The sequence below is a fragment of the Chryseobacterium angstadtii genome, assembly GCF_001045465.1.
GTDB lineage: Bacteria > Bacteroidota > Bacteroidia > Flavobacteriales > Weeksellaceae > Chryseobacterium > Chryseobacterium angstadtii.
In genome coordinates this window covers 904,153-925,612 of the sequence record NZ_LFND01000001.1, presented here as the reverse complement: position 1 = coordinate 925,612, position 21,460 = coordinate 904,153, and the positions used below count along the sequence as shown (strand labels likewise).

The 21,460-nt window shown below is 37.4% G+C and carries 22 protein-coding genes; 18 read left to right on the top strand and 4 right to left on the bottom strand.

What is annotated here, in order from left to right; genetic code table 11:
* The first annotated feature begins 12 nt into the window (after positions 1 to 12).
* The 3 genes from ACM46_RS04125 (at position 13) to msrA (ending at position 3,419) form a co-directional block, all read left to right on the top strand.
* Positions 13 to 1,224 carry a PepSY-associated TM helix domain-containing protein gene (locus tag ACM46_RS04125; RefSeq protein WP_048505314.1) on the top strand — a complete coding sequence of 404 codons (1,212 nt, stop codon included), beginning with the start codon at positions 13 to 15 and terminating at the stop codon, positions 1,222 to 1,224.
* A gap of 84 nt (positions 1,225 to 1,308) precedes the next feature.
* Positions 1,309 to 2,277, top strand: coding sequence for an ROK family protein (locus ACM46_RS04120; protein ID WP_048505313.1), 969 nt, complete (start codon positions 1,309 to 1,311; stop codon positions 2,275 to 2,277).
* 587 nt (positions 2,278 to 2,864) lie between these two features.
* Entirely contained in the window at positions 2,865 to 3,419 is a 555-nt protein-coding gene (gene msrA / locus ACM46_RS04115) for a peptide-methionine (S)-S-oxide reductase MsrA (RefSeq protein ID WP_048505312.1), read from the top strand.
* A gap of 46 nt (positions 3,420 to 3,465) precedes the next feature.
* Here the strand turns inward: msrA and ACM46_RS04110 are convergent, their stop codons facing one another.
* Positions 3,466 to 4,320 (bottom strand): hypothetical protein, encoded by an 855-nt coding sequence (locus tag ACM46_RS04110; protein WP_048505311.1) that lies wholly within the window; start codon positions 4,318 to 4,320, stop codon positions 3,466 to 3,468.
* A 383-nt stretch (positions 4,321 to 4,703) separates the two neighbouring features.
* Here ACM46_RS04110 and ACM46_RS04105 point away from each other — a divergent pair, with 383 nt between their 5' ends.
* From ACM46_RS04105 to ACM46_RS04080, 6 genes are all read left to right on the top strand, one after another.
* Complete coding sequence (locus tag ACM46_RS04105) at positions 4,704 to 4,904, top strand: hypothetical protein (RefSeq protein ID WP_131707541.1); 201 nt, start codon at positions 4,704 to 4,706, stop codon at positions 4,902 to 4,904.
* Positions 4,905 to 4,983: 79 nt separating this feature from the next.
* Complete coding sequence (locus ACM46_RS04100) at positions 4,984 to 6,618, top strand: tetratricopeptide repeat-containing sensor histidine kinase (protein ID WP_048505309.1); 1,635 nt, start codon at positions 4,984 to 4,986, stop codon at positions 6,616 to 6,618.
* Between the two features lie 13 nt (positions 6,619 to 6,631).
* Positions 6,632 to 7,297 carry a response regulator gene (locus ACM46_RS04095; protein ID WP_048505308.1) on the top strand — a complete coding sequence of 222 codons (666 nt, stop codon included), beginning with the start codon at positions 6,632 to 6,634 and terminating at the stop codon, positions 7,295 to 7,297.
* A gap of 127 nt (positions 7,298 to 7,424) precedes the next feature.
* Entirely contained in the window at positions 7,425 to 8,489 is a 1,065-nt protein-coding gene (locus tag ACM46_RS04090) for a type I restriction endonuclease (RefSeq protein WP_048505307.1), read from the top strand.
* Positions 8,490 to 8,583: 94 nt separating this feature from the next.
* Positions 8,584 to 9,102, top strand: a complete 519-nt coding sequence (locus ACM46_RS23615) for a TM2 domain-containing protein (protein ID WP_241485965.1) — start codon at positions 8,584 to 8,586, stop codon at positions 9,100 to 9,102.
* A 28-nt stretch (positions 9,103 to 9,130) separates the two neighbouring features.
* On the top strand, positions 9,131 to 9,433 hold the full coding sequence (locus ACM46_RS04080; RefSeq protein WP_048505306.1) for a hypothetical protein: 303 nt from the start codon (positions 9,131 to 9,133) through the stop codon (positions 9,431 to 9,433).
* A gap of 56 nt (positions 9,434 to 9,489) precedes the next feature.
* Here ACM46_RS04080 and ACM46_RS04075 read toward each other — a convergent pair whose 3' ends face one another.
* From ACM46_RS04075 to ACM46_RS04065, 3 genes are all read right to left on the bottom strand, one after another.
* Positions 9,490 to 9,939, bottom strand: a complete 450-nt coding sequence (locus tag ACM46_RS04075) for a GNAT family N-acetyltransferase (protein WP_048505305.1) — start codon at positions 9,937 to 9,939, stop codon at positions 9,490 to 9,492.
* Positions 9,932 to 10,555 carry a ribosome biogenesis GTP-binding protein YihA/YsxC gene (yihA, locus tag ACM46_RS04070; protein WP_048505304.1) on the bottom strand — a complete coding sequence of 208 codons (624 nt, stop codon included), beginning with the start codon at positions 10,553 to 10,555 and terminating at the stop codon, positions 9,932 to 9,934. Before yihA ends, ACM46_RS04075 begins: the two co-directional genes overlap by 8 nt.
* Before the next feature lie 66 nt (positions 10,556 to 10,621).
* Complete coding sequence (locus ACM46_RS04065; RefSeq protein ID WP_048505303.1) at positions 10,622 to 11,383, bottom strand: alpha/beta fold hydrolase; 762 nt, start codon at positions 11,381 to 11,383, stop codon at positions 10,622 to 10,624.
* Positions 11,384 to 11,655: 272 nt separating this feature from the next.
* Between ACM46_RS04065 and mraZ the strand changes: the two genes are divergently transcribed.
* The 9 genes from mraZ to ACM46_RS04020 all read left to right on the top strand — a co-directional run bounded on the left by mraZ (position 11,656) and on the right by ACM46_RS04020 (position 21,449).
* Positions 11,656 to 12,114 carry a division/cell wall cluster transcriptional repressor MraZ gene (gene mraZ / locus ACM46_RS04060; RefSeq protein WP_048505302.1) on the top strand — a complete coding sequence of 153 codons (459 nt, stop codon included), beginning with the start codon at positions 11,656 to 11,658 and terminating at the stop codon, positions 12,112 to 12,114.
* 43 nt (positions 12,115 to 12,157) lie between these two features.
* Positions 12,158 to 13,051, top strand: coding sequence for a 16S rRNA (cytosine(1402)-N(4))-methyltransferase RsmH (gene rsmH / locus ACM46_RS04055; protein ID WP_048505301.1), 894 nt, complete (start codon positions 12,158 to 12,160; stop codon positions 13,049 to 13,051).
* A gap of 104 nt (positions 13,052 to 13,155) precedes the next feature.
* Positions 13,156 to 13,521: an FtsL-like putative cell division protein gene (locus ACM46_RS04050; protein ID WP_048505300.1), complete on the top strand. Its 366-nt coding sequence runs from the start codon at positions 13,156 to 13,158 to the stop codon at positions 13,519 to 13,521.
* On the top strand, positions 13,505 to 15,496 hold the full coding sequence (locus tag ACM46_RS04045; RefSeq protein WP_048505299.1) for a penicillin-binding transpeptidase domain-containing protein: 1,992 nt from the start codon (positions 13,505 to 13,507) through the stop codon (positions 15,494 to 15,496). Before ACM46_RS04050 ends, ACM46_RS04045 begins: the two co-directional genes overlap by 17 nt.
* A 66-nt stretch (positions 15,497 to 15,562) precedes the next feature.
* Positions 15,563 to 17,023: a UDP-N-acetylmuramoyl-L-alanyl-D-glutamate--2,6-diaminopimelate ligase gene (locus tag ACM46_RS04040; RefSeq protein ID WP_048505298.1), complete on the top strand. Its 1,461-nt coding sequence runs from the start codon at positions 15,563 to 15,565 to the stop codon at positions 17,021 to 17,023.
* A gap of 44 nt (positions 17,024 to 17,067) precedes the next feature.
* A complete protein-coding gene (locus tag ACM46_RS04035; protein ID WP_241485964.1) occupies positions 17,068 to 17,448 on the top strand; it encodes a four helix bundle protein in 381 nt (126 codons plus the stop codon).
* Between the two features lie 38 nt (positions 17,449 to 17,486).
* The gene (gene mraY / locus ACM46_RS04030) at positions 17,487 to 18,728 is read left to right on the top strand and encodes a phospho-N-acetylmuramoyl-pentapeptide-transferase (protein ID WP_048505296.1); all 1,242 of its coding nucleotides are present in this window, start codon (positions 17,487 to 17,489) and stop codon (positions 18,726 to 18,728) included.
* Between the two features lie 84 nt (positions 18,729 to 18,812).
* Positions 18,813 to 20,141 (top strand): UDP-N-acetylmuramoyl-L-alanine--D-glutamate ligase, encoded by a 1,329-nt coding sequence (gene murD, locus ACM46_RS04025; protein WP_048505295.1) that lies wholly within the window; start codon positions 18,813 to 18,815, stop codon positions 20,139 to 20,141.
* Positions 20,142 to 20,210: 69 nt separating this feature from the next.
* Positions 20,211 to 21,449: an FtsW/RodA/SpoVE family cell cycle protein gene (locus ACM46_RS04020; protein WP_048505294.1), complete on the top strand. Its 1,239-nt coding sequence runs from the start codon at positions 20,211 to 20,213 to the stop codon at positions 21,447 to 21,449.
* The last annotated feature ends 11 nt before the right edge of the window (positions 21,450 to 21,460 follow it).

Here is a 21,460-nt window from a genome sequence, read left to right as displayed (position 1 = left end):
TTGAACTGAGATATGAAGAAAAAACATCATCATAAAAACAAACCGGGCTTCTTCAAAAAATGGTCTGCCAAGCTGCACCTGTGGTTTGGTCTGGGGATTGGGTCATTGATCTTTATCATTTCCATTACGGGAGCACTCTATGTTTTTAAGGACGAAATAGAAAATCTTACCCGAAAAGATGTGATCTTTCACAATGAGCAGAATATAGAACAGAAAAAAGTTCTTCCTATCCGGCTGATGGAAAAAACTGTTGTGGAGCAGGTAAAAGAAAAATATCCGGTTCATTGGGTAAACGTTCCGATTGATAAAAAGAGATCGTACGTATTTTACTGGTATGAACACAATACGAAAGCCTGGAATTACTTTGAAGAGCTTCCGGTTTATAAAGCGGCCTATGTAAATCCTTACACAGGAAAGGTTCTAAGGGTTTATGATGAAAAGAACGGTTTTTTCAACATCGTAAAAATGATTCACTGGAGCTTCCTGTTGAAGCAGGACTGGGGTCCTTATGTTGTAGGAATACCGGTTATTATTTTCCTGATCATGCTCATTACCGGAATTGTGCTATGGTGGCCTAAAAACAAGGCGGCAAGAAAACAGCGTTTCTCTTTCAAGTGGAAAAATGTAAAAAGCTGGAAAAGAAAAAATTATGACCTGCACAACGTGCTGGGCTTCTATGCATCCATCTTTGCTTTGGTTTTTACGATCACAGGTTTATTTTATGCTTACTTTGTGGTGCAGGCCATGATCTATGTGATATTTTCCGGTGGGGAAACAAAATATCCGGATTTTTCCCATATCAAAACAAAAGCTCCGATAGAACTGAGAACAGAAGGAACGCTTGACAAAGTCATTAATACAGTGATTCAAAAATACCCAGACGCATTCGGATTCGCCATCGATCTTGGCCATGAGCATATGGATGATCATGAGCACCCGAATTTTGAAGTGTATGTAAAACACCTTTCCTATTCTTACCACAAAAGCAGCAGCCTGATCTTTGACGAGAATTCCGGGGAGCTTCTTCATACGCATGATCCTAAGGACAAGAACTTTGGTGAAAAAGCCGTGAATGCCAATTATGATATCCACGTGGGAGCCATTTTAGGACTTCCTACAAAAATCATTGCTTTTATAGTCAGTCTCATCTGTGCATCACTTCCTGTAACAGGATTCATGATCTGGTGGGGAAGAAGAAAAAAGAAACCCGCAAAAACAGCTTAAAAGTTTTTTAAATAAAAGTTTTGTTAATAATCTATTAATACAATCTTTTTTATAATTTTAACCCTTTAGAATTTATAAATAGAAATGTCATTAATAGATTTATCAAAACAAGTTGCTCTCGGAATTGATATCGGCGGAACGAATACCAAGTTCGGAGTAGTAAACCACCGCGGTGAAGTTCTGGAAAAAGGGAGCCTCAGAACAGATGAGTACGAAAGAGTGGAAGACTTTATCGATGCCCTATACGAGAAGCTAAAACCCCTGATCGACAGACACGGGACGGAACAGAACTTTGACGGAATCGGTGTAGGTGCCCCTAATGCCAACTATTATAAAGGAACTATAGAGCAGGCTCCCAATCTTCCATGGAAGGGATTAGTCCCTTTCAGCGATTTGATGAAGGCTAAATTCAACCTGCCGTGTACCATTACCAATGATGCCAATGCAGCAGCTCTTGGAGAAATGCTTTTCGGAGCAGCAAGAGGGATGAAAGATTTCATCATGATCACTTTGGGAACAGGCGTAGGCAGCGGAATTATTTCTAACGGAAGCCTCATTTACGGGCATGACGGATTCGCTGGAGAACTGGGACACACCATTGTAAAACCGGGCGGAAGAAAACACTGGAGTACAGGATCTGAAGGAAGTCTTGAGGCTTATGCTTCTGCTACAGGAATTGCCATTACCGCCAAAAAAATGAGAGCCGAGTTTCCTGAATCTATGCTTAATCAATATCCGGAAGAAGCCATCAACTCAAAAACGGTACACGAATGTGCGTTGAAAGAAGATCCAATTGCTATCGAGGTATTCAGATATACCGGACAGAAACTGGGTGAAGCTTTGGCCAATTTTGTAATGTTTTCCTCCCCTGAAGCCATTCTTTTATTTGGAGGCGTTATCAAGGCGGGAGACTTTATATTGAAGCCTGCAAAGCTACATATGGAAAGAAATCTTCTTCCTATCTTTAGAAATAAAGTAAAACTGGTTTTCAGTGAACTGGACGAAGCTGATGCTGCTATTCTTGGAGCAAGCGCCTTAGTTTGGGAGAAATAACTGAAAAATTCTTTTTAAAATATAAATAAAGCATCCTTTGGGGTGCTTTTTTGTTTGAACCGGGTTGTAGGTGTGGATTGGTTTCTCTTTGATGTTAAAATTTATATTGTAGAAAAGTTTTAATATCTTTTTGTTTATCGCAAAGGCGTTAGTTTTTTTATGATTCGAATTTTTTTAAGGCGCTAGGATTTTATCTTCGATAAAATTGGATGATGCTTATTTTATGCTGTTTAATTAGCCAGAAGCATTTGGTTGCCATGCACTTTTACATTTATCCTGTTTATATGATTTTATATTACCACGGATGACACAGATTTTCACAGATGTTTGCGCATTACCTCTTTCCAGCATTATGTTTATGTCCTCTTTATAATAACTTTCTCATTAACGTAATCATCTGTGAAAATCTGTGGTTAAATCAGACTATAATATTTCTCAACAATCAGAAAAACAGCATATCAATTCTGTTTTAAATCATAGGATTTCTAACCCGAAATGAAAAAGTTTTTCATACTTTTGACTGGCTTTTTACTGATTTTATATCATTATTGAACCGTAAAAGCCGCTAATACAATAATCAAAAAACAATGGATAATAATAATTTAGAGCAGATCACTTTCGGAGGCGGATGCTTCTGGTGTGTGGAGAGCTGTTTCAATATGCTTAAAGGAGTACATTCCGCCATATCAGGATATTCCGGTGGTCATAAAGATAATCCTACTTATCAGGAAGTATGTACCGGAGAAACCGGACATGCCGAAGTGGTGCAGATCACGTTTGATCCGTCCATCATCTCTTATGAACAGCTGATGGACGTTTTTTTCTTCCTTCACGACCCAACCCAGCTGAACAGACAAGGCAATGATATCGGCACCCAATACCGCTCCGTAATTTATTACAAAGACGAAGCAGAAAAGCATAATGCTGAAGAAGCTCTTAAAAAATCTGAAGCATCAGGAAAATGGCCCGGAAAATACGTAACCGAAATCACACAACTTGAGAAATTCTGGCCCGCTGAACAATATCACCAGGGTTACTATAATGAAAACCCTACACAGCCCTACTGCAGCGCCGTAGTAGGCCCGAAGATTCAGAAGTTTAAAAAATATTTTGGAGAGCTCGGCATGCTGAATGAAGCATAGAATAAAAGCGAATGTCTGTTAGATGTTCGCTTTTTTTTGTGCAAAATTATTCCTCAGCACCTATTGAATCTTTCTGTTTGCCAGCGTACTTGTAGATAATAAGCGAAGTGGATTTCCTCAATTCTCTTCCGTTATCCGGGTCTGTACCGTCATCTGTAAAAAACTCCACCTCATTATTATATTTCGAATACCAGGTTCTTCCAAGGGCATTTACATCCGTAAGGGTGTCCTTTCTCATCACCTTTCTGAAGTTTCGCCATTGATGTACATTCATTGCCTTTATTTCAAGCCCTGGTCTTATGAAGCTGCTGTCTGTAGCAATATACCTTTCCCCATTCCAATACATATATTTTTTGTCCGCACCCGATTCCATATTGGAGACAAAGCCTAATGGAGAAGAAAATCCATCAGCTACTTTCTTATTATTAGAGAAAACAACATTTCCGGTGACAAGACATGCAAGGAAAGCTATTTCCATAATTCCCAATCCATTTTGTTTTAGAAAATCGGGCATTTTAAAGTGCTGCTCGTTGGTAATATTGATGATAATATTAGAGAGCTTTTCACTTAGCGTTTCCTCATCCCTATCTACACTTATTTTAACGGTTGTTTTGTCAGTCGCTTCATCCTTCTTAATAAAGGTTCCGGAAAAGTCCGGAAAATCTTTATAACCCAGATATTGGCTCATTTTATTGAGTGTATCACTGTCTATATTGATTTCTCTATCGTCACGAATAAATGCATCGTGATATCGGATAAATGTTTTATCTGAAATACTCGGTGAAAAATGGTCATCAAAATAAGACCATAAATAAACGGCTACAGCACTTTTCGTTTCCTTTCCAGACTCACGTTTACCTTTTTCAAACACCTCCTGAATTAATAATTTTTTCTTGGACATAGTTAGTTTTTAACGGCAATTACAAAATAGGTGATTTTCGACTATGTCGCATTACGGGTTTCCGCAATGGAATTCCTGTCCATTTTTCTGTCCATCGGTGTCCATGCTTTGTCTAACACATGCGTCAACATCTGTCGCACCTTTGCTTCAGAAATCAGTGATAAACAAAACATTACAAAAACAAAAATACAAAACTGATTTCAAAAATCACCTGATAAAACGGAGGAAAACTCCGGGTTGGGAAGCAGATGTTTCTTCTCCGTTTTTGAAGGTTTACTTCCCAAAAATTTAAGAAGCGCTTCGAAATTTTTATCCGTGTACACTGCTTGCGATCTGTTTCGCAGGGAAGAACACCAGTGCCAATTTTTTAAATTTTTAAACCAATGTTAGAATTAATATTGATGCTACTGGGATTAGCATTTTCAAATAACAATGCAAACACGACAACAGATAATAACCCTCAACCTCAGACAATCGTTCAACAGACCAATCTGGAAGACGGGGGTGGAAATGGGAACGGACATGGAAACGGAGGAAATACCGGAGGAAATACCGGCCAAACACCTCCTTCTCCTCAACCATAATCGGAATTATTAATTTTAAAAAGGGCAGATTGTATAATCTGTTCTTTTTTTTTATTTTGTATGAAAAAAACCAATCTCCATGAAAAAATTTTTTTTCATCATTTTATCTGTTCTACTTTTTTCGTGTAATGATAAAAAGGCAGAAAAAATAGCCGTTGCAAAAGCGTATTTTGACAAAGCAAAGGTAGATACCACCGGCTCTTCATTCTATTATTTTAATCTAGCCAAAAATGCCTATTTCGAAGGTAATGATTCTATAGAAGCTGCCAGGTCATTAGTTAATATGGCAATTATTCAGGAGAGTAAAGGGGATTATTATGGGAGTATAGAAACTTCTCTGGAAGCCAATCGCTGTCTGGAAAAAAAATCAGACAGTATAAGCAGACTGATCCTTGCTTCCAATTTCAACAATATGGCAATCTGTTCGTCTTATCTCTATAGTTTTGAGGCATCTATTAATTACTACAAAAAAGCTCTTCAATACTCTAATAACGAAGAAAACAGATATATGTATTACAACAATCTGGGTTCGGCATTGATAACATTAAAAAAATATAAGGAAGCTCAAAAAAATATTAATCTTGCGCTACAAACCAAAGACAGTTTAAATTATGCTATGTTCATCAATAACATGGCCCGGGCAAAACATTATGATAATCAGAATTACAATCCTCTTCCTGAATTTTACAAAGCTTTGGAAATACGGGAAAGAAATGGGAGAGACGAGAATTCCAGCTATTCCGCTTTAGCTAATTATTTTTTCTATTCTGATAAAAAGAAAGCACTGTTCTTTGCCAATAAAATGCTGAACACTGCAGAAAAAAACAATAGCATCGAAGATCAGTTACAGGCACTGCAAAAAATAATAAATCTTAATCCGGGACACTATTTACAATATTTTGAAAAGTTTCAGGCTCTTAACGACAGTGTACAGGTCTCCCGAACTAAAGCAAAAAATCAATTCGCTGCTATTAGATACGATGTAGAGAAAAAAAATGCTGACAATCAGAAATTAAAAGCAGATAATTCACAGAAAGGAATTAATATTTTAATTCTTTTGGTCGCTTTAATTTTGGCTTTCATGGTTATTATTTGGTATCGAAAAAGACAAACAACATTGAAACAGGAAAACGAAATAAAGATCAAAAATGATCAGCTAAGACTTTCCAAAAGAGTTCATGATGTTGTAGCCAACGGTATTTACCAGGTAATGACCAAAATAGAAAATCAGGAAGATTTTGATAAGGAAACAGCACTTGATGAACTGGAATTCGTCTATGAAAAATCCAGAGATATTTCCTATGAAAAACCGGAGTCCGGAAATGATAAAAAAGAGTACAAAGACAAAATATCTGGTCTAATTGCTTCTTTTAAGCACGAAGGTACAGAAACCTATACTGTAGGAAACGAAGCAGAAATTTGGAGTGGTATTTCTCCGTTTGTTTTCGATGAAGTACATCATATCGTTAGGGAGCTGATGGTGAATATGAAAAAGCACAGCCAGGCATCCCGGGTTATTTTAAAATTTGAACGAACTGATCATCTTGTTAAAATCCAATACACCGACAACGGAATAGGTATTCCCGGAGATATGATCTATAAGAACGGACTTACAAATACGGGAACCCGTATTGCAGCTATCCATGGAGAAATTACTTTTGACAATAAATCTGAAACGGGACTGAAAATTTATATTTCTTTTCCTATTTCTTAAAAGCCCCAAAAGAATGTTCAAAAAAATTTTAATAGCCGAAGACCACGAAAGCGTCAGCATCTCTATCCAGAAGACATTAGAAGAGCTCAACATTCCCAATGTTGATTACGTATATTATTGTGATGATGCATTAGCCAAGATTCAAAAAGCCATCCGGGAGGAAGCTCCTTATGACCTGCTGATCACAGACCTTTACTATGAAGAAGATCATCGACAGCAAAAGCTTAAAGACGGCAGAGATTTAATACAGCAGGTGAAGGAGCTACAGCCTTCCTTAAAAGTAATTGTCTTTTCTGCAGAACATAAATCAGGAATTATTGATTCTCTGTTTAATAAGTTAAAAATCAACGGTTATGTGCGTAAAGCAAGAAACGACTCCAAAGAATTAAAGAAATCAATTGCTTCTGTTTTCATCAATGAAAATTATTTATCTCTTGATTTGAAAAAGGATGTTAAAAGACTGAATAGTTATGAATTTTCTAACTATGACATTGTCTTGGTCTCTTTGCTTTCCAAAGGCATTTTACAAAAAAACATTCCTTTACACCTTCAGGAAAAAGATATTAAACCTTATAGCCTGAGCAGTGTAGAAAAGAAGCTGAGCAGCCTGAAAGAAGACCTGGAAGTATCCAGCAACGAACAGTTGGTGGCTTTCTGCAAAGATCTCGGAATTATTTAATTCTGTTTTAAAATATCATGTAAACCTTTCGAATTGTTTGAAAGGTTTTTTGTTTTACGGGAATCCGTAAGGAAAACCTTTTTTCTAGGGATACTTTTGAATCAGAAATTAAAACATAACCAAAACTATGGATCTTAAACTAAAATTAGAACAGCTGCATCAGAAAGTCGTGGGACTGAAAGATCAGATCAATACTGAAGAAGCCACAAAAAATGCCTTTGTAATGCCATTCATACAAATTTTAGGCTATGACATTTTTAACCCCACAGAAGTAATTCCCGAGCATACTTGTGACATCGGAACGAAAAAGGGAGAAAAGGTAGACTATTTGATCCGAAAGAATGATGATCCTATTTTAATTATTGAATGTAAACATTGGAAAGAAAGTGCAGATGCCCACAATTCGCAACTTCACAGATATTATCATGTTTCGAAATCCAGATTTGGAATCCTGACGAACGGAATCGTTTACAATTTTTATACCGACCTGGAGAAACCCAATATTATGGATGAAAAGCCTTTCTTCACCATCAATATTGAAGATCTGAAAGACAGCTCTATCAAAATATTGGAAAGTTTTACAAAAAGCGATTACAACCTGGAAAGCATCCTGGATTCTGCAGAAGCATTAAAATATATAAAGGCCATCAGAAAAGAATTTGAAAAGGAAATAGAAAATCCGTCCGATGAAATGGTAAAACTTTTGGTTGGAAGATTCTTCGAAAAACCTATGACCGCAAGCAGAATGGTCTCTTTTAAAGAGTATACGAAAAAAGCTTTGACCCTTTCAATCAACGAATCCATAAGCTTCAGGCTAAAGTCTGCATTAAGCATTAATGAACAGATTGAAAAACAGGAAGAAGCTGTAAAAACAAATCCTATTGACGAAAATAATGACTCTAAAATTGTGACTACGGAAGAAGAGCTTGAAGCCTTCCAGATCGCAAAAGCCATTTTAAGAGAAAAAGTTCCTTCCGACAGGATTGCCTATAGAGATACCCTATCTTACTTTGGGGTTCTTCTTGATGACAACAACAGAAAACCGCTCTGCAGATTTCATTTTAACACTGCCAATAAATATATCGAAACCTTCCACAACGGAAAAGATGCAGGAGAAAAGGTACTTCTGAATAATCTTGATGAAATATACAATTTCAAAGAACAGCTTATTAAAACACTAGATAATTATTAATATGGCCGTATTTGCAATCCCAAACCCCAAAAAGACATTAAATGTCGACTTCCCTATGGACCGGGTAAAAGAAAGTGTAAAAAACATTACGCTTATGAACTCCAAGTACAGGCTCCATAGCTCAAATGAAATTTTCAACCAATATACCTACGAATCTTATGAGTTTCTCAGTTTAGGTGTTTATATTGATATTAATCTCAATTCAACATCAGAAAACAAAACCGAAATTACGATAGAAATAAGAAGAAAGATGGGAACTTTCAACGAGCCTCATGAGGTCACCCATGCGAATGATCATATTGTTAATATCGTTAACTATATAGCCCGCTTGACAGCCATGTCTACGGATGAAATCATTAAACTGAAATCTTCTCAGACACAAAATGTTACTGCCGTGAAAAAAAGCCGAAAAGAAAAAAATACGGCAGCTATACTCTCTTTTTTCCTGGGAGGGATCGGTATACACCGTTTTTATTTGGGACAAACTGTTATGGGCGTATTTTATCTGATTTTCTGCTGGACTTTTATCCCTGCTTTTATTGCATTCATTGATTTTTTTGTTTTCATCTTCATGTCACAAAATAAGTTTGATTTAAAATATAACCGCTTATAAAACTAATAACCATGAAAACTTTAATCCCATGAAAAAACTCCTATTCACAACTCTTTTAGCAGCAGGCCTGCTTTTTCCCGCAAGCCTTATAGCAACAGAAAACAGTTCGCCTTCCAAAACAGAATTATCGCCCAAAAAGCAGAAGAAAAAAACAAAGAAGAGCAACAAAAGCTCGGGGTCTAAAAAGCCACGGTCTTTTTACTCCTCTAATAATAAAAGTTGCACTTATAATGGAAACCAGCTCTATGTAGGTTCAAGAGGAGGCTGTTATTATTATGCAGGAAGCAGCAAACAATATGTAGACAGATCCTATTGCTCTGGCTGTAACTGATCAAAAAAAACTAAAACCACTCACCATAAAAAAAGCGAAGATCTGTCTTCGCTTTTTTATTTTCTGATCATTTCCGTATGGGGAATATCATCTTCTAAATATTTTTTTCCGGTATCTATAAATCCAAATTCAGAATAAAACCTTAGCAGATAATCCTGTGCTGAAATTTTGATTTCTGAAGTATGAAAACGGTTTTCTATGGTTTCTACAGCATATCTGATAAGCTGTTTTCCCAGATTTTTACCTCTTGCCTGTTCTGTGGTAAGAACCCTTCCAAAGGAGGTTTCATCATACTTAATTCCTTTATCAAAAACACGGCAGTAGGCAAGGATCTCTCCGTTTTCTTCCGCCCAGATATGAATTCCCTTCTGATCGTTATTATCCAGATCGGGATAAGGACAGTTTTGTTCAATCACAAAAACATCAATACGGGCTTTCAGGATGGCATACAATTCAGGAACCGTAAACTCATCAAAGGTTTTAATTTTCCAGATTATATTACTCATCAAAGTTTACCTTATTATTTTTCAAAAAATCGTTTGTTTTTTGGATAAAATTCAGGATCTCATCACCTCCTGTTTTCTTTTCCGCAGAAGTTAGATACAGTTCAGGAAGATCATCCCACGTTTTATGCAGCTCATTTTTATAATTTTCTATATTTTGAATGGCTACATTAGGTTTCAGCTTATCTGCTTTAGTGAAAACAATCGAAAAAGGAATTCCGCTTTCCCCACACCATTGGATAAATTCCAAATCTATCTTTTGCGGGCTGTGTCGGGAATCTACCAAAACAAAAAGATTCACCAGATTTCTTCTGTTTAAAATATAATTGGTGATCAGTTTCTCAAAATCCTTTCGTATAGACTTTGAAACTTTTGCATATCCGTACCCCGGTAAATCGGTAAGATACCAGTCTTCATTCACTAAAAAATGATTGATCAGCTGTGTTTTTCCCGGAGTTCCGGAGGTTTTTGCCAGATCTTTATGATTCATCATCGCATTGATCAGGGATGATTTCCCCACATTGGACCTTCCGATAAAAGCATATTCAGGCATCGTAGGTTCAGGGCATTCCTGCCATTTTCCGCTACTCTTTACAAAATTTGCTGTTTTAATAACCATCTTTCGAATATTTTTTAGAAAAACAAACCATTAAGAAAAGCTCTTAATGGTTGTTTTTTATTTGTTTTAAACTTTATCTTTTAACCAGCTGTAGAGAATTTCATTAAATTCATCCGGTTTTTCCATCATTGCGGCATGCCCGCATTTCTCAATCCAGAAGAGATCTGAGTTGGGAATAAATTTATGCATGTCTTCTGCCACCTCAGGAGGCGTTACATTATCCTGTTTTCCCCAGATCAGACAGGTTGGAGTCATAATCTTGGGAAGATCATTCAGCATATTGTGTTTAATGGCACTTCTGGCCAGCATTACCGTTTTAATTCCTTTCATTCTGTCATTCACTACAGAAAAAACCTCGTCTACAAGATCTTCTGTAGCAATAGCCGGATCGTAGAAAACTTCTTCAGTTTTCTTTCTTATATAGGAACGGTCGTTTTTTCTGGGAAAACTGTCTCCGAAAGTTCTTTCATATAATCCGGAACTTCCTGTTAACACAAGATTCTTTACCAAATCCGGTCTTGCCAGAGTCAGAATCAGTCCTACATGTCCTCCCATTGAGTTTCCTACAATAGTTACAGGTCCGGAAGTATGACTCTCTATAAACTTGATAATATATTTTGCAAGCGTGGTAAGATTAGTATTGAGTACCGGCAGATCGTAGATAGGTAATTGAGGAACGTATACTTTGAACCCCTTCTCCGAAAAAAAATCTACCATCTTATCGAAATTACTCAAACCACCCATTAAACCGTGCAACAGCACCAATGGATGTCCTTCTCCCGCCTCTACAAAAGTATATTTCTTTTCTTTTTTTGTACTAAATATCATAAAATGCCTTAATAAAGCTCTGCAAAAATACAAATTAAACCTCAAAAATATTTTGATTACCCTAATTTAAAGTAAAAATAATATAATATTCCCCTTTTTATTGACTTTTTTCAAAACCCCTTTATTATGGCCTGAATAATAGTTTTTACAACACCCAACATATCAAACACTTACCCCTCTGAAATTGAATCTTTAATAAAACTTATTAACATTAAGTCAAAAAGTGGGAAAAAGTGGGAAATTTTGGAAATTATTATATAAATTTGTCCCAAATGAAAAATTTCATTGGAACATATGAGTGTAAAATTGACGACAAAGGCCGGTTAAAAGTTCCCTCCTCCCTGATCAACCAGATGGAAAACTTCGACGATAAGGCGTTTGTAGTCAAGAGATCTGTGTTCCAACCTTGCCTGGAAGTCTACCCCATGAATGCATGGGACAAGCTGATGGGCAAAATTAATAAGCTAAACAGATTCATTAAAAAGAATGCTGATTTCATTCGAATGTTTACGGCAGGGGTAAAAACTGTGGAACTGGACAATGCAGGAAGACTTCAGATCTCAAAAGATCTGGTTCATTTTGCAAACCTTCAGAAAGACACCGTAATTACCAGCGCAGGAGAGCTTTTTGAAATTTGGGATAAAGAAGCCTATGAAAAGGTGATCTCTACCAATGAAGCCGATTTTGCGAGCCTGGCCGAAGATGTGATGGGCGCTTTCGATGAAGAATAAACCGCGCTTGCTGTAAAAGGCAAGGTAAAAAACACAATTAAGTATGTACCACAACCCCGTTTTATTGAAGCAGAGCGTTGATGATTTGGTGACGAATCCTGACGGAATATACGTGGATTGCACTTTTGGAGGAGGAGGCCACTCAAGAGAAATCCTGAGCAGACTTTCAGAAAAAGGAAAACTTTTTAGTTTTGACCAGGACCTGGATGCTCTTAAAAATACAATTGATGATCCCAGATTTACCCTCGTCAATCAGAATTTCAGGTTTTTGGAAAATTCTATGCTGATGTATGGTATTCCTCAGGTAGATGGTGTATTGGCTGATCTTGGGGTTTCGTCCCATCAGTTTGATGAAGCAGAAAGAGGATTCTCTACCAGAAACAATGCTCCTTTGGATATGAGGATGAACGTAATGCAGAATCTTGATGCCAAAAGAGTGATCAATGAATATGAGGAAACTGAACTTGCCGATATCTTTTACCACTACGGAGAATTAAGAGAAGCAAGAAAGCTGGCAAGAGATATTGTTCATCACAGAAAAACAAAAACCATCACTACAACCGAGGATCTTAAGAAGCTTTTCAGCTACCTTCCGCCTCACAAAGTGAATAAATTCTACGCCCAACTTTTTCAGGCGATAAGAATAGAAGTGAACCAGGAGCTTGAAGCATTAAAAGAAATGCTTGTTCAGGCTTTGAATATATTGAAACCGGAAGGAAGACTGGTTGTGATCTCTTACCATTCATTAGAAGACAGATTGGTAAAAAGATTTCTTAAAAACGGAATGTTTGAAGGTGAGCAGCAAAGAGATATCTACGGAAACTATAAAAAGGTATTTGAATTGCTAAAGAGTAAAGCCATCATTCCGGACGATAAGGAAATTGAAGAAAACTCCAGGGCACGAAGCGCAAAAATGAGAACAGGAATAAAGGTGTAAAAGTGGATGGTGAACTGTCAATTGTGAAAAATGAATGAAGGTTCATAAAAAATTGACCATTGACAAGCAAAGCCAATTCACTATAAACAAATTGACATAAAATTTTGGCAAAAAGAACAACAAATCGCCCTCAGAAAAAACTCACTTTTATAGATATTATAAAGGGAAACTTTCTGAACCGTGATGAGATCAAAACTCATTACAAGTATTTTTTACTGTTGTTCATTCTGATGATGGCGATGATTTACAGCAATCACCTCGTCAACAAAAAAATAAAAATTGTCAATGCTTTAAAAGAAGAAACAGAAGAATATAAATCGAGAAACGCTTACGCTCAAAGTAAGCTGATCAAAGTGAAAATGGAATCGGAGTTGGGGAAAGAAGTAGCCAGGGATTCATTGATGACCCTGGAAAACCATCCTCATAAACTGCTAATAAAACTAGACAGTACAGATGCAAAAACAAAATGAGTACGATAACAAACGTAAAAAAACGTTAAGATGGGGCTACCTGTTCGCAGTGGGAGCTCTGTGCGTATTTGTGATGTTTCTTGCAAGGATCGTAATCCTGCAAAACACTAATGTTCAGGAAATTAAAGACGATTACATCAATAAAAACTATCGCGAAGCCACTCTGAAAGCTGCCCGCGGAAACCTCTTCGCTTCAGACGGATCTATTCTGGCCACAACTGTAATGCGGTATGATATCTATCTTGATTTTAAAACAATGAAAGATACCATCTACAGCAACAATATCGGTGCGCTGACAGATTCTTTAAGCAAAATGTTCGGAAAATCCAGAGGAGAATTCAGACAGAAGTTTGATGAGCAGAAGAAAAAGAAAAACCAATACTATACTTTGGTAAAAGGTCTTGATTTCGATCAGTACGACAGAATCAGAAACTTCCCCATCTTTAAAAAAGGGAAAAACAAAGGAGGATTTATTGTAGACCGAAACTATAAAAGAGAACTTGCCACTTCAGAAATCGGAGCAGGAACCATTGGCGTTGATAACGGAGAAGTAAAAGCCGGACTGGAAGGCGCTTTCTCTAAGTACCTTACCGGAACAGACGGTAAAAGGCTGGAACAGAGAATCAATTCATCTCAATGGAAACCTATTGATTACTGGAAAGTAAAAGAACCTGTAGACGGCGAAGATGTTTACACCACCTTAGACCTTAGAATTCAGGACATTGCACACTCCGCATTAGAGAAACAGCTCGTTACTTTCGAAGCAAAACATGGAACTGTAATCGTTATGGAAACGGAAACCGGAAAAGTAAAAGCTCTGGTTAATCTAAGAAGAACAGAATCTGGAGATTATGAAGATTCTTACAACTATGCATTAAAAGATAATATCGAACCCGGTTCTACCTTTAAAACGATTTCTCTTTTAGCAGCAATGGACGATGGTTTCATAGATGAAAATACAACCGTAAACGTAGGAAATGGCGTCTGGGTCTATGCAAAACAGAGAATTTCTGACGGCCACGGCGGAGGAACATACGATATAAGTGATGTTCTAGCAAAATCCAGCAACGTGGGAACTGCCAAACTGATCACAAAGTATTACGCAGAAAAACCACAGATATTTCTCGACCACCTGAAAAGATGGAAATTATTCGATAAAATGGACATAGAACTTCCGGGAATCACAAAACCGAAGATCTTAACTCCACAACATAAGAGATGGAATGCCGCAACACTAGCCTCAATCTCGTACGGATATTCCTCAAACATCAACCTTCTGCAATTAACAACCTTCTACAACGGAGTTGCTAATGGCGGTAAAATGCTTAAACCTCTCTTCATTGATAAAATCATGAAAGACGGAAAGGTAATGTACAGTGCAAAACCGGAAGTAATGGTCAACAAAATGGCATCCGAAAAAGCCATCAAAATGATGACCAGCGCCCTGACAAAAGCTGTAGAAAAAGGAACCGGACGAAGCATTTTTACACCCAACCTGAAAATGGCAGGGAAAACAGGAACCGCCAGATTTGAATACTGGCTTCCGGGGCCCATGAAATACCGGGCTTCATTTGCAGGCTTTTATCCCGCAGATCATCCAAAATATACATGTTATGTAATGATCAGCGAACCCAATACAGCAAAAGGTTTTTATGGAGGATCCGTTTCAGCACCGGTATTTAAGGAAATTGCAGGAAAAACATTCCTCAAAACACCTCAGAACATAGAAAAAGAAATGCTCGTAGACAGAAAGGTGAACCTCAGCAAAATGGTAGAGCCCAACGTTAAAGTAGCAGTTAATAATAAGCAGATGCCCAACGTAGTAGGACTTATCGGTAAAAATGTAATTCCTCAATTGGAAAACTTAGGCTACCGCGTAGACTTCAAAGGAGTTGGAAGGATCAAAGAGCAGTTCCCATTGGAAGGCACCGTGATCAGCAGGAATCAGAGAATTTATTTGTCTCTGCAGAATTAAAATAAGAAACCAGAGTCCTAAATGGACGACTTAACAAAGAATAGGATAAAATCCTATTGATAAAAAATGATAATAACAGAATTATTAAAAAGAATCCCAGTGTTAGAAATTCACGGCAACGATGCCCGTGACATTTCAGAATTGGTTTTCGACAGCAGAAAGATTACGGAAAACTCACTCTATGTAGCCGTGAGAGGAACCGTTGCAGACGGACATTCATACATTGCATCATCTGTTGAAAAAGGTGCAAAAGCTGTAGTGTGCGAAGAATTCCCTGAAACTATGGATGAAAACGTAACCTACATCAAGGTGAAAGATTCATCTAAAGCATTAGGTCATCTGGCATCCAACTTTTATGGAAATCCTTCTCAAAAGCTTAAATTAATCGGAGTTACCGGAACAAACGGGAAAACGTCTGTATCTACCCTTCTTTTTGATGTTTTCAAAAATCTGGGATATGATTCGGCCCTGCTTTCCACGGTTGAAATCAGAATTGCGGACGAAATCATTCCCGCTACTCATACCACTCCGGATGTTATTACCATCAATAAAATTTTAGCACAGGCGGTTGAAAAAGGTTGTGAATTCGCCTTCATGGAAGTGAGTTCTCATGGAATTGCACAAAACAGGATCGAAGGTCTGCATTTCAAAATAGCAGGATTTACAAACCTAACCCACGACCACCTTGATTATCATAAAACCTTTGATGAGTATCTGAAAACCAAAAAAAGGTTTTTTGACGGACTTGAAGATACCGCTATTGCCATCACCAATGTGGATGACAAAAACGGAATGGTGATGCTTCAGAATACAAAAGCAAAGAAAAAGTCTTACGCCCTGAAAACAATGGCAGATTACCACGGAAAATCTCTAGAAATAGATTTCAACGGAATGCTACTCAACTTCAATGGCAAAGAATTCTGGACAACACTGACAGGAAAATTCAATGTGTATAATTTATTACTGGTTTTCGGTATTGCAACGGAACTTGATTTTGAGCAGGATGAAATTTTGCAGGCCATCAGTAAATTAAAAAGAGTCTCCGGAAGATTTGAGACCTTCAAATCAGATGGCGGAATTTTCTTCATCGTAGATTATGCACACACTCCGGATGCTTTGGAAAATATTCTGGACAGCATCAACGATATCAGAACAAAAAATGAAAGACTGATCACCGTTTTCGGATGCGGAGGCGACAGGGATCACTCCAAAAGACCTGAAATGGGAAATATTGCCACAAAAAAATCAACCCTGGCAATCATCACATCAGACAATCCGAGAACTGAAGATCCTGCACAGATCATCAAAGAAATTGAAGCAGGCGTTGAACCTCAAAACTTCAGCAAATACACTTCAATTCCGGACAGAAAAGAAGCGATAAAAATGGCAATTAAGTTTGCAGAACCAAAAGATATTGTTTTGGTAGCCGGAAAAGGCCACGAAAACTATCAGGACATCAATGGCGTAAAACACCATTTTGACGACAAAGAAACGATCAACGAACTTTGGAAGTTAATGAGTAAATAAAAAAAGATTAAAAGATTCAATTCATTTAAAGATTTAAAAATTTGATGATGACCAAAAATTTTGAAAATTTCCCTGTTTACATCAAGAGTTTAGATTTAATTGAAAAAGTGTATCAATTTCTCCAGAGTGAAAATTTAGAACGGGAATTTGAATTTAATAATCAAATAAAAAGAGCCGGATTTTCAATATCCAACAATATTGCAGAAGGCTCGGAATATAATAATAACAGACAATTTATTAAATATTTAAAAATTGCAAAAGGCAGTTGTGCCGAAGTTAGAAGTATGATGATTGTAAGTAAAAGATTAAAACTGGGAGAAGAAAATAAAGCTGAGGAAATCATTAATCTTTCACGAGAAGTTTCTTCTAATATTTCAAACTTTATTAAGTATTTAAGTGAAAATATGGAGAAACCCCATCTTTAAATCTTTAAATAAATTAAATTTTTAAATTAAAAAAGAACATGCTATACTATCTATACGAATATCTAACCAGTCAGGGAATCCATATCCCGGGATTAGGAATGCTGAAATACATCTCTTTCCGGGCAGGAATAGCAGTGCTGTTTTCTTTGGTCATTGCTTTGGTCTACGGTAAAAGGATCATCAATTACCTGAGAGCAAAACAAATGGGCGAATTGGTACGTGACCTGGGATTAGACGGACAAAAGCAGAAAGAAGGAACACCTACGATGGGAGGATTGATTATCATCATCGCGACCATCATTCCGGTGCTGCTTTTCACAAGGATCACCAATGTGTATATCGTTCTGCTGCTCGTTTCCATGTTGTGGATGGGTGCCATAGGTTTCGTAGATGATTATTTAAAGAAAGTAAAGAAAAACAAAGATGGTCTGAGCGGAAAATTCAAAATTGTAGGCCAGGTTGGTTTGGGGCTAATTGTCGGAGTTACAATGTATTTCCATCCGGACATTACGGTTAAAAGAAAATATGCGGATGCAAAAGTGGTCAATAGAAACAATGTAGAACAGAATTTCATGCCTACAGAAAAAATTACCGTTTCTACCGTACCGTTTGCTAAGAACAACGAGTTTGATTATAGCGGAATTCTATTTTGGATGAATGATAAAGATGCCCATGAGTGGGCATGGATTGTTTTTATCCCTATCGTTATTTTCATCGTTACAGCGGTGTCCAACGGAGCCAATATTACAGATGGAATTGATGGCCTTGCGGCTGGAACCAGTGCTATTATACTGCTTACCCTCGCCCTGTTCGCCTACCTTTCCGGGAACATTATTTTTGCAGACTATCTTAATATCATGTTCCTCCCGAATATGGGTGAAACCACCATTTTTGCAGTCGCTATGGTGGGAGCTGTAATAGGATTCTTCTGGTACAATACCTATCCTGCCCAGGTTTTTATGGGTGATACCGGAAGTTTAATGCTCGGAGGAGTAATCGCCGTTTTAGCAATTATCCTGAGAAAAGAACTTTTGATTCCGGTATTATGCGGAATCTTCCTGATTGAAAACGTATCGGTCATGTTACAGGTATTGGTTTTCAAATACAGAAAAAGAAAATACGGGCTGGAATATGCTCAGAATAACAGATTTTTTAGAATGTCACCATTACACCACCATTATCAGAAAGGAGGTTTCCATGAGAGTAAGATCGTGAACAGAATGATCATCATCGGAGTAATGCTGGCTATTGTATGCCTGATCACATTAAAAATGAGATAAAAACCTGTGTAAAGTATGAAGTATTAATACAAAACCAAATTACATTAATACATTTTACATTACACATTTTACAAAAGAATAGATATGAAAATAATTGTTTTAGGAGGTGGAGAGAGCGGATGCGGAGCTGCTTATTTAGCGAAAAAACAAGGTCTGGAGGTTTTTCTTTCAGACAAAGGAGCTATTAAGGATAACTACAAGCAGTTTTTAGCCGAAAATGAAATTGAATTTGAAGAAGGAAACCACAACGAAGAAAGAATTTTAAATGCCGACTGGATTGTAAAAAGCCCGGGAATTCCCAAAAAAGCAGAGATTGTTCACAAAATTCACGAAAAAGGAATAAGACTTTCTTCTGAAATTGAATTCGCTTCAGAGTTTACAGATGCTAAAATCATCGCCATTACAGGAAGCAACGGAAAAACCACAACCACTTCCCTGATCTACTACATCCTGAAAAATGACGGACTGAATGTAGGATTGGGAGGAAACATAGGATACAGCTTCGCCAAACAGGTAGCGGATGAAAACCATGAATATTATGTACTGGAAGTAAGTTCTTTCCAGCTGGATGATATTCAGAACTTCAGACCTTACATTTCCCTGTTGTTGAATCTGTCCCAGGATCATCTGGATCAGTACAACTACAATTATGAAGAATATGCTTTAGCTAAATTCAGAATTGCAGAAAATCAGGAGAATGATAATTTCTTCATCTACAACAAAGATGACGAAATGAGCAAAAACATCCTTGAAAAACTGGAAATAAAAGCGAAAATGATCCCTTTCTCTACAAAAGAGAAACTGTCGGAAGGGGGTTTTGTTGATAATGAAGAGATCGTAGTAAAAACGAAGGGCGAATTCTCAATGAAAATTGATCAGCTTTCCCTAATTGGAAATCACAATGTTGCCAACAGCTTAGCTGCATCTATTGCCGGTAAAATATTGGAAATCAATAACGAAAGCATCAGAAATTCACTAATGACTTTCCAGGCAGTAGAGCACAGACTAGAATTCGTGACGGAGACCAACGGTGTGAAATACATCAACGACAGCAAAGCAACGAATGTAAACGCCACCTACTACGCTTTAGAAAGCATGAAAACTCCGACAGTCTGGATTGTAGGAGGATTAGATAAAGGAAACGATTACTCGGAAATTGAGGATCTCGTGAAAAGAAAAGTAAAAGCAATTGTTTGCTTGGGAATAGACAATACGAAGATCATAGACTTCTTTAAAAACAAAAAAGAATTCATTTATGATACGTCAAGCATGGAAGAAGCCGTGAAAATATCAAAATCACTGGCCAAAAGCGGAGATACCGTTTTACTTTCCCCATGTTGTGCAAGTTTTGACCTCTTCAAAAGCTATGAAGACAGAGGAAAACAGTTTAAAGAGCAGGTTTTAAAAAATTAATAGTTAAAAATGAAGAGTTAATAATATTGAAAATTTTCATTATTCACTTTTTATTATTCATTAAATAACATGGACGAACAGAACACAGAAAGCAGAATTGAATTTCTAAAGGGCGATAAAGTACTTTGGATGGTCATCCTTGTGATCTCCATTTTCTCTATTTTCCCTGTTTACTCTGCAAGTTCAAATCTGGAATATATTGTTAATAACGGGACTACAACAGGTCACGTCATTAAGCATATGTTCTTTGTGGTCTTAGGTCTGGTCATCATGAGAGTCGTAGGAATGGTAAAATATGAATACATCGGAAAGCTCAGCAGTATTTTGCTGGGTCTGATGATTGTTCTCCTTGTTGTTACCATGTTCACAGGACAAACCATAGACGGAGCCAGCGCTTCAAGATGGTTGAAAATCCCCGGAACACCCATCTCTTTCCAGCCCTCGTCATTTGCCTTTTTAATGCTCATCATTTATCTCTGCAGGTATCTGACGAAAAAAATAACAAGGGAAAGACTTCCGATAGAGAACATTATGTACATCTTTGGACCTATCCTGCTGGTATTTGTGTTAGTAGCGAAAGACAACGGTTCTACCGCACTGATGATTCTGATGGTTTCCGTAATCGTTCTCATCATAGGACAGCTTCACTGGAAATATATTGCAGGATTCATCTCCGCATCATTTGTAGCCATTGTTTTCTTCCTGATTATAGCATTAAATACCAATCTCATAGGCGGAAACCGTGTTCATACATGGATGAGCCGTATAGAGACATTTACATCCAGTAAAGCAAAAACAGCTGATGTAGATGATGAAAGTGTAAAAGCCAAAAACTATCAGGTAATGCAGGCCAAAGCTGCTATTGTTCACGGTGGAATTACCGGAATGGGGCCAGGAAAAAGTGCATTGAAACAAATGCTTCCACAGTCTGCCTCCGACTTTATTTTTGCCGTAATCGTAGAAGAATACGGACTCATTGGCGCCGCTTTTCTCATCTCTCTGTATCTCATTATGATGATCCGGATTGTGATGATCGCCAGTAAAATGCCGGCCTTCTTCGGATCATTGCTCGTGCTCAGTCTCGGGGTGATGATTTTTATACAGCTATCCGTCAATATTGCAGTAGCAGTTAACCTGATCCCGGTAACAGGGCAGCCGCTTCCCCTGATAAGCTACGGAGGAACCTCCATGCTGGTCACCTACCTCCAGCTTGGCATTATTTTAAATATAAGCTCCAGGATCCAGATATACGATGAAGAAGGAATGGGCAAAAAACAAAGCGTAGCAGAAATTAATGATATTGCATAAAAGAGTTCCAA

What these genes read in the sequence shown, in the direction of transcription:
- ACM46_RS04095 (WP_048505308.1), top strand. Translation starts at nt 6,632, where the DNA reads ATGTTCAAAAAAATTTTAATAGCCGAAGACCACGAAAGCGTCAGCATC.
- ACM46_RS04065 (WP_048505303.1), bottom strand. Translation starts at nt 11,383, where the DNA reads ATGATATTTAGTACAAAAAAAGAAAAGAAATATACTTTTGTAGAGGCG.
- rsmH (WP_048505301.1), top strand. Translation starts at nt 12,158, where the DNA reads ATGTACCACAACCCCGTTTTATTGAAGCAGAGCGTTGATGATTTGGTG.
- ACM46_RS04100 (WP_048505309.1), top strand. Translation starts at nt 4,984, where the DNA reads ATGAAAAAATTTTTTTTCATCATTTTATCTGTTCTACTTTTTTCGTGT.
- ACM46_RS04045 (WP_048505299.1), top strand. Translation starts at nt 13,505, where the DNA reads ATGCAAAAACAAAATGAGTACGATAACAAACGTAAAAAAACGTTAAGA.
- ACM46_RS04075 (WP_048505305.1), bottom strand. Translation starts at nt 9,939, where the DNA reads ATGAGTAATATAATCTGGAAAATTAAAACCTTTGATGAGTTTACGGTT.
- ACM46_RS04105 (WP_131707541.1), top strand. Translation starts at nt 4,704, where the DNA reads ATGTTAGAATTAATATTGATGCTACTGGGATTAGCATTTTCAAATAAC.
- ACM46_RS04090 (WP_048505307.1), top strand. Translation starts at nt 7,425, where the DNA reads ATGGATCTTAAACTAAAATTAGAACAGCTGCATCAGAAAGTCGTGGGA.
- ACM46_RS04080 (WP_048505306.1), top strand. Translation starts at nt 9,131, where the DNA reads ATGAAAAAACTCCTATTCACAACTCTTTTAGCAGCAGGCCTGCTTTTT.
- ACM46_RS04020 (WP_048505294.1), top strand. Translation starts at nt 20,211, where the DNA reads ATGGACGAACAGAACACAGAAAGCAGAATTGAATTTCTAAAGGGCGAT.
- yihA (WP_048505304.1), bottom strand. Translation starts at nt 10,555, where the DNA reads ATGGTTATTAAAACAGCAAATTTTGTAAAGAGTAGCGGAAAATGGCAG.
- ACM46_RS04110 (WP_048505311.1), bottom strand. Translation starts at nt 4,320, where the DNA reads ATGTCCAAGAAAAAATTATTAATTCAGGAGGTGTTTGAAAAAGGTAAA.
- ACM46_RS04125 (WP_048505314.1), top strand. Translation starts at nt 13, where the DNA reads ATGAAGAAAAAACATCATCATAAAAACAAACCGGGCTTCTTCAAAAAA.
- ACM46_RS04035 (WP_241485964.1), top strand. Translation starts at nt 17,068, where the DNA reads ATGATGACCAAAAATTTTGAAAATTTCCCTGTTTACATCAAGAGTTTA.
- mraZ (WP_048505302.1), top strand. Translation starts at nt 11,656, where the DNA reads ATGAAAAATTTCATTGGAACATATGAGTGTAAAATTGACGACAAAGGC.
- ACM46_RS23615 (WP_241485965.1), top strand. Translation starts at nt 8,584, where the DNA reads ATGAACTCCAAGTACAGGCTCCATAGCTCAAATGAAATTTTCAACCAA.
- ACM46_RS04120 (WP_048505313.1), top strand. Translation starts at nt 1,309, where the DNA reads ATGTCATTAATAGATTTATCAAAACAAGTTGCTCTCGGAATTGATATC.
- murD (WP_048505295.1), top strand. Translation starts at nt 18,813, where the DNA reads ATGAAAATAATTGTTTTAGGAGGTGGAGAGAGCGGATGCGGAGCTGCT.
- msrA (WP_048505312.1), top strand. Translation starts at nt 2,865, where the DNA reads ATGGATAATAATAATTTAGAGCAGATCACTTTCGGAGGCGGATGCTTC.
- ACM46_RS04040 (WP_048505298.1), top strand. Translation starts at nt 15,563, where the DNA reads ATGATAATAACAGAATTATTAAAAAGAATCCCAGTGTTAGAAATTCAC.
- mraY (WP_048505296.1), top strand. Translation starts at nt 17,487, where the DNA reads ATGCTATACTATCTATACGAATATCTAACCAGTCAGGGAATCCATATC.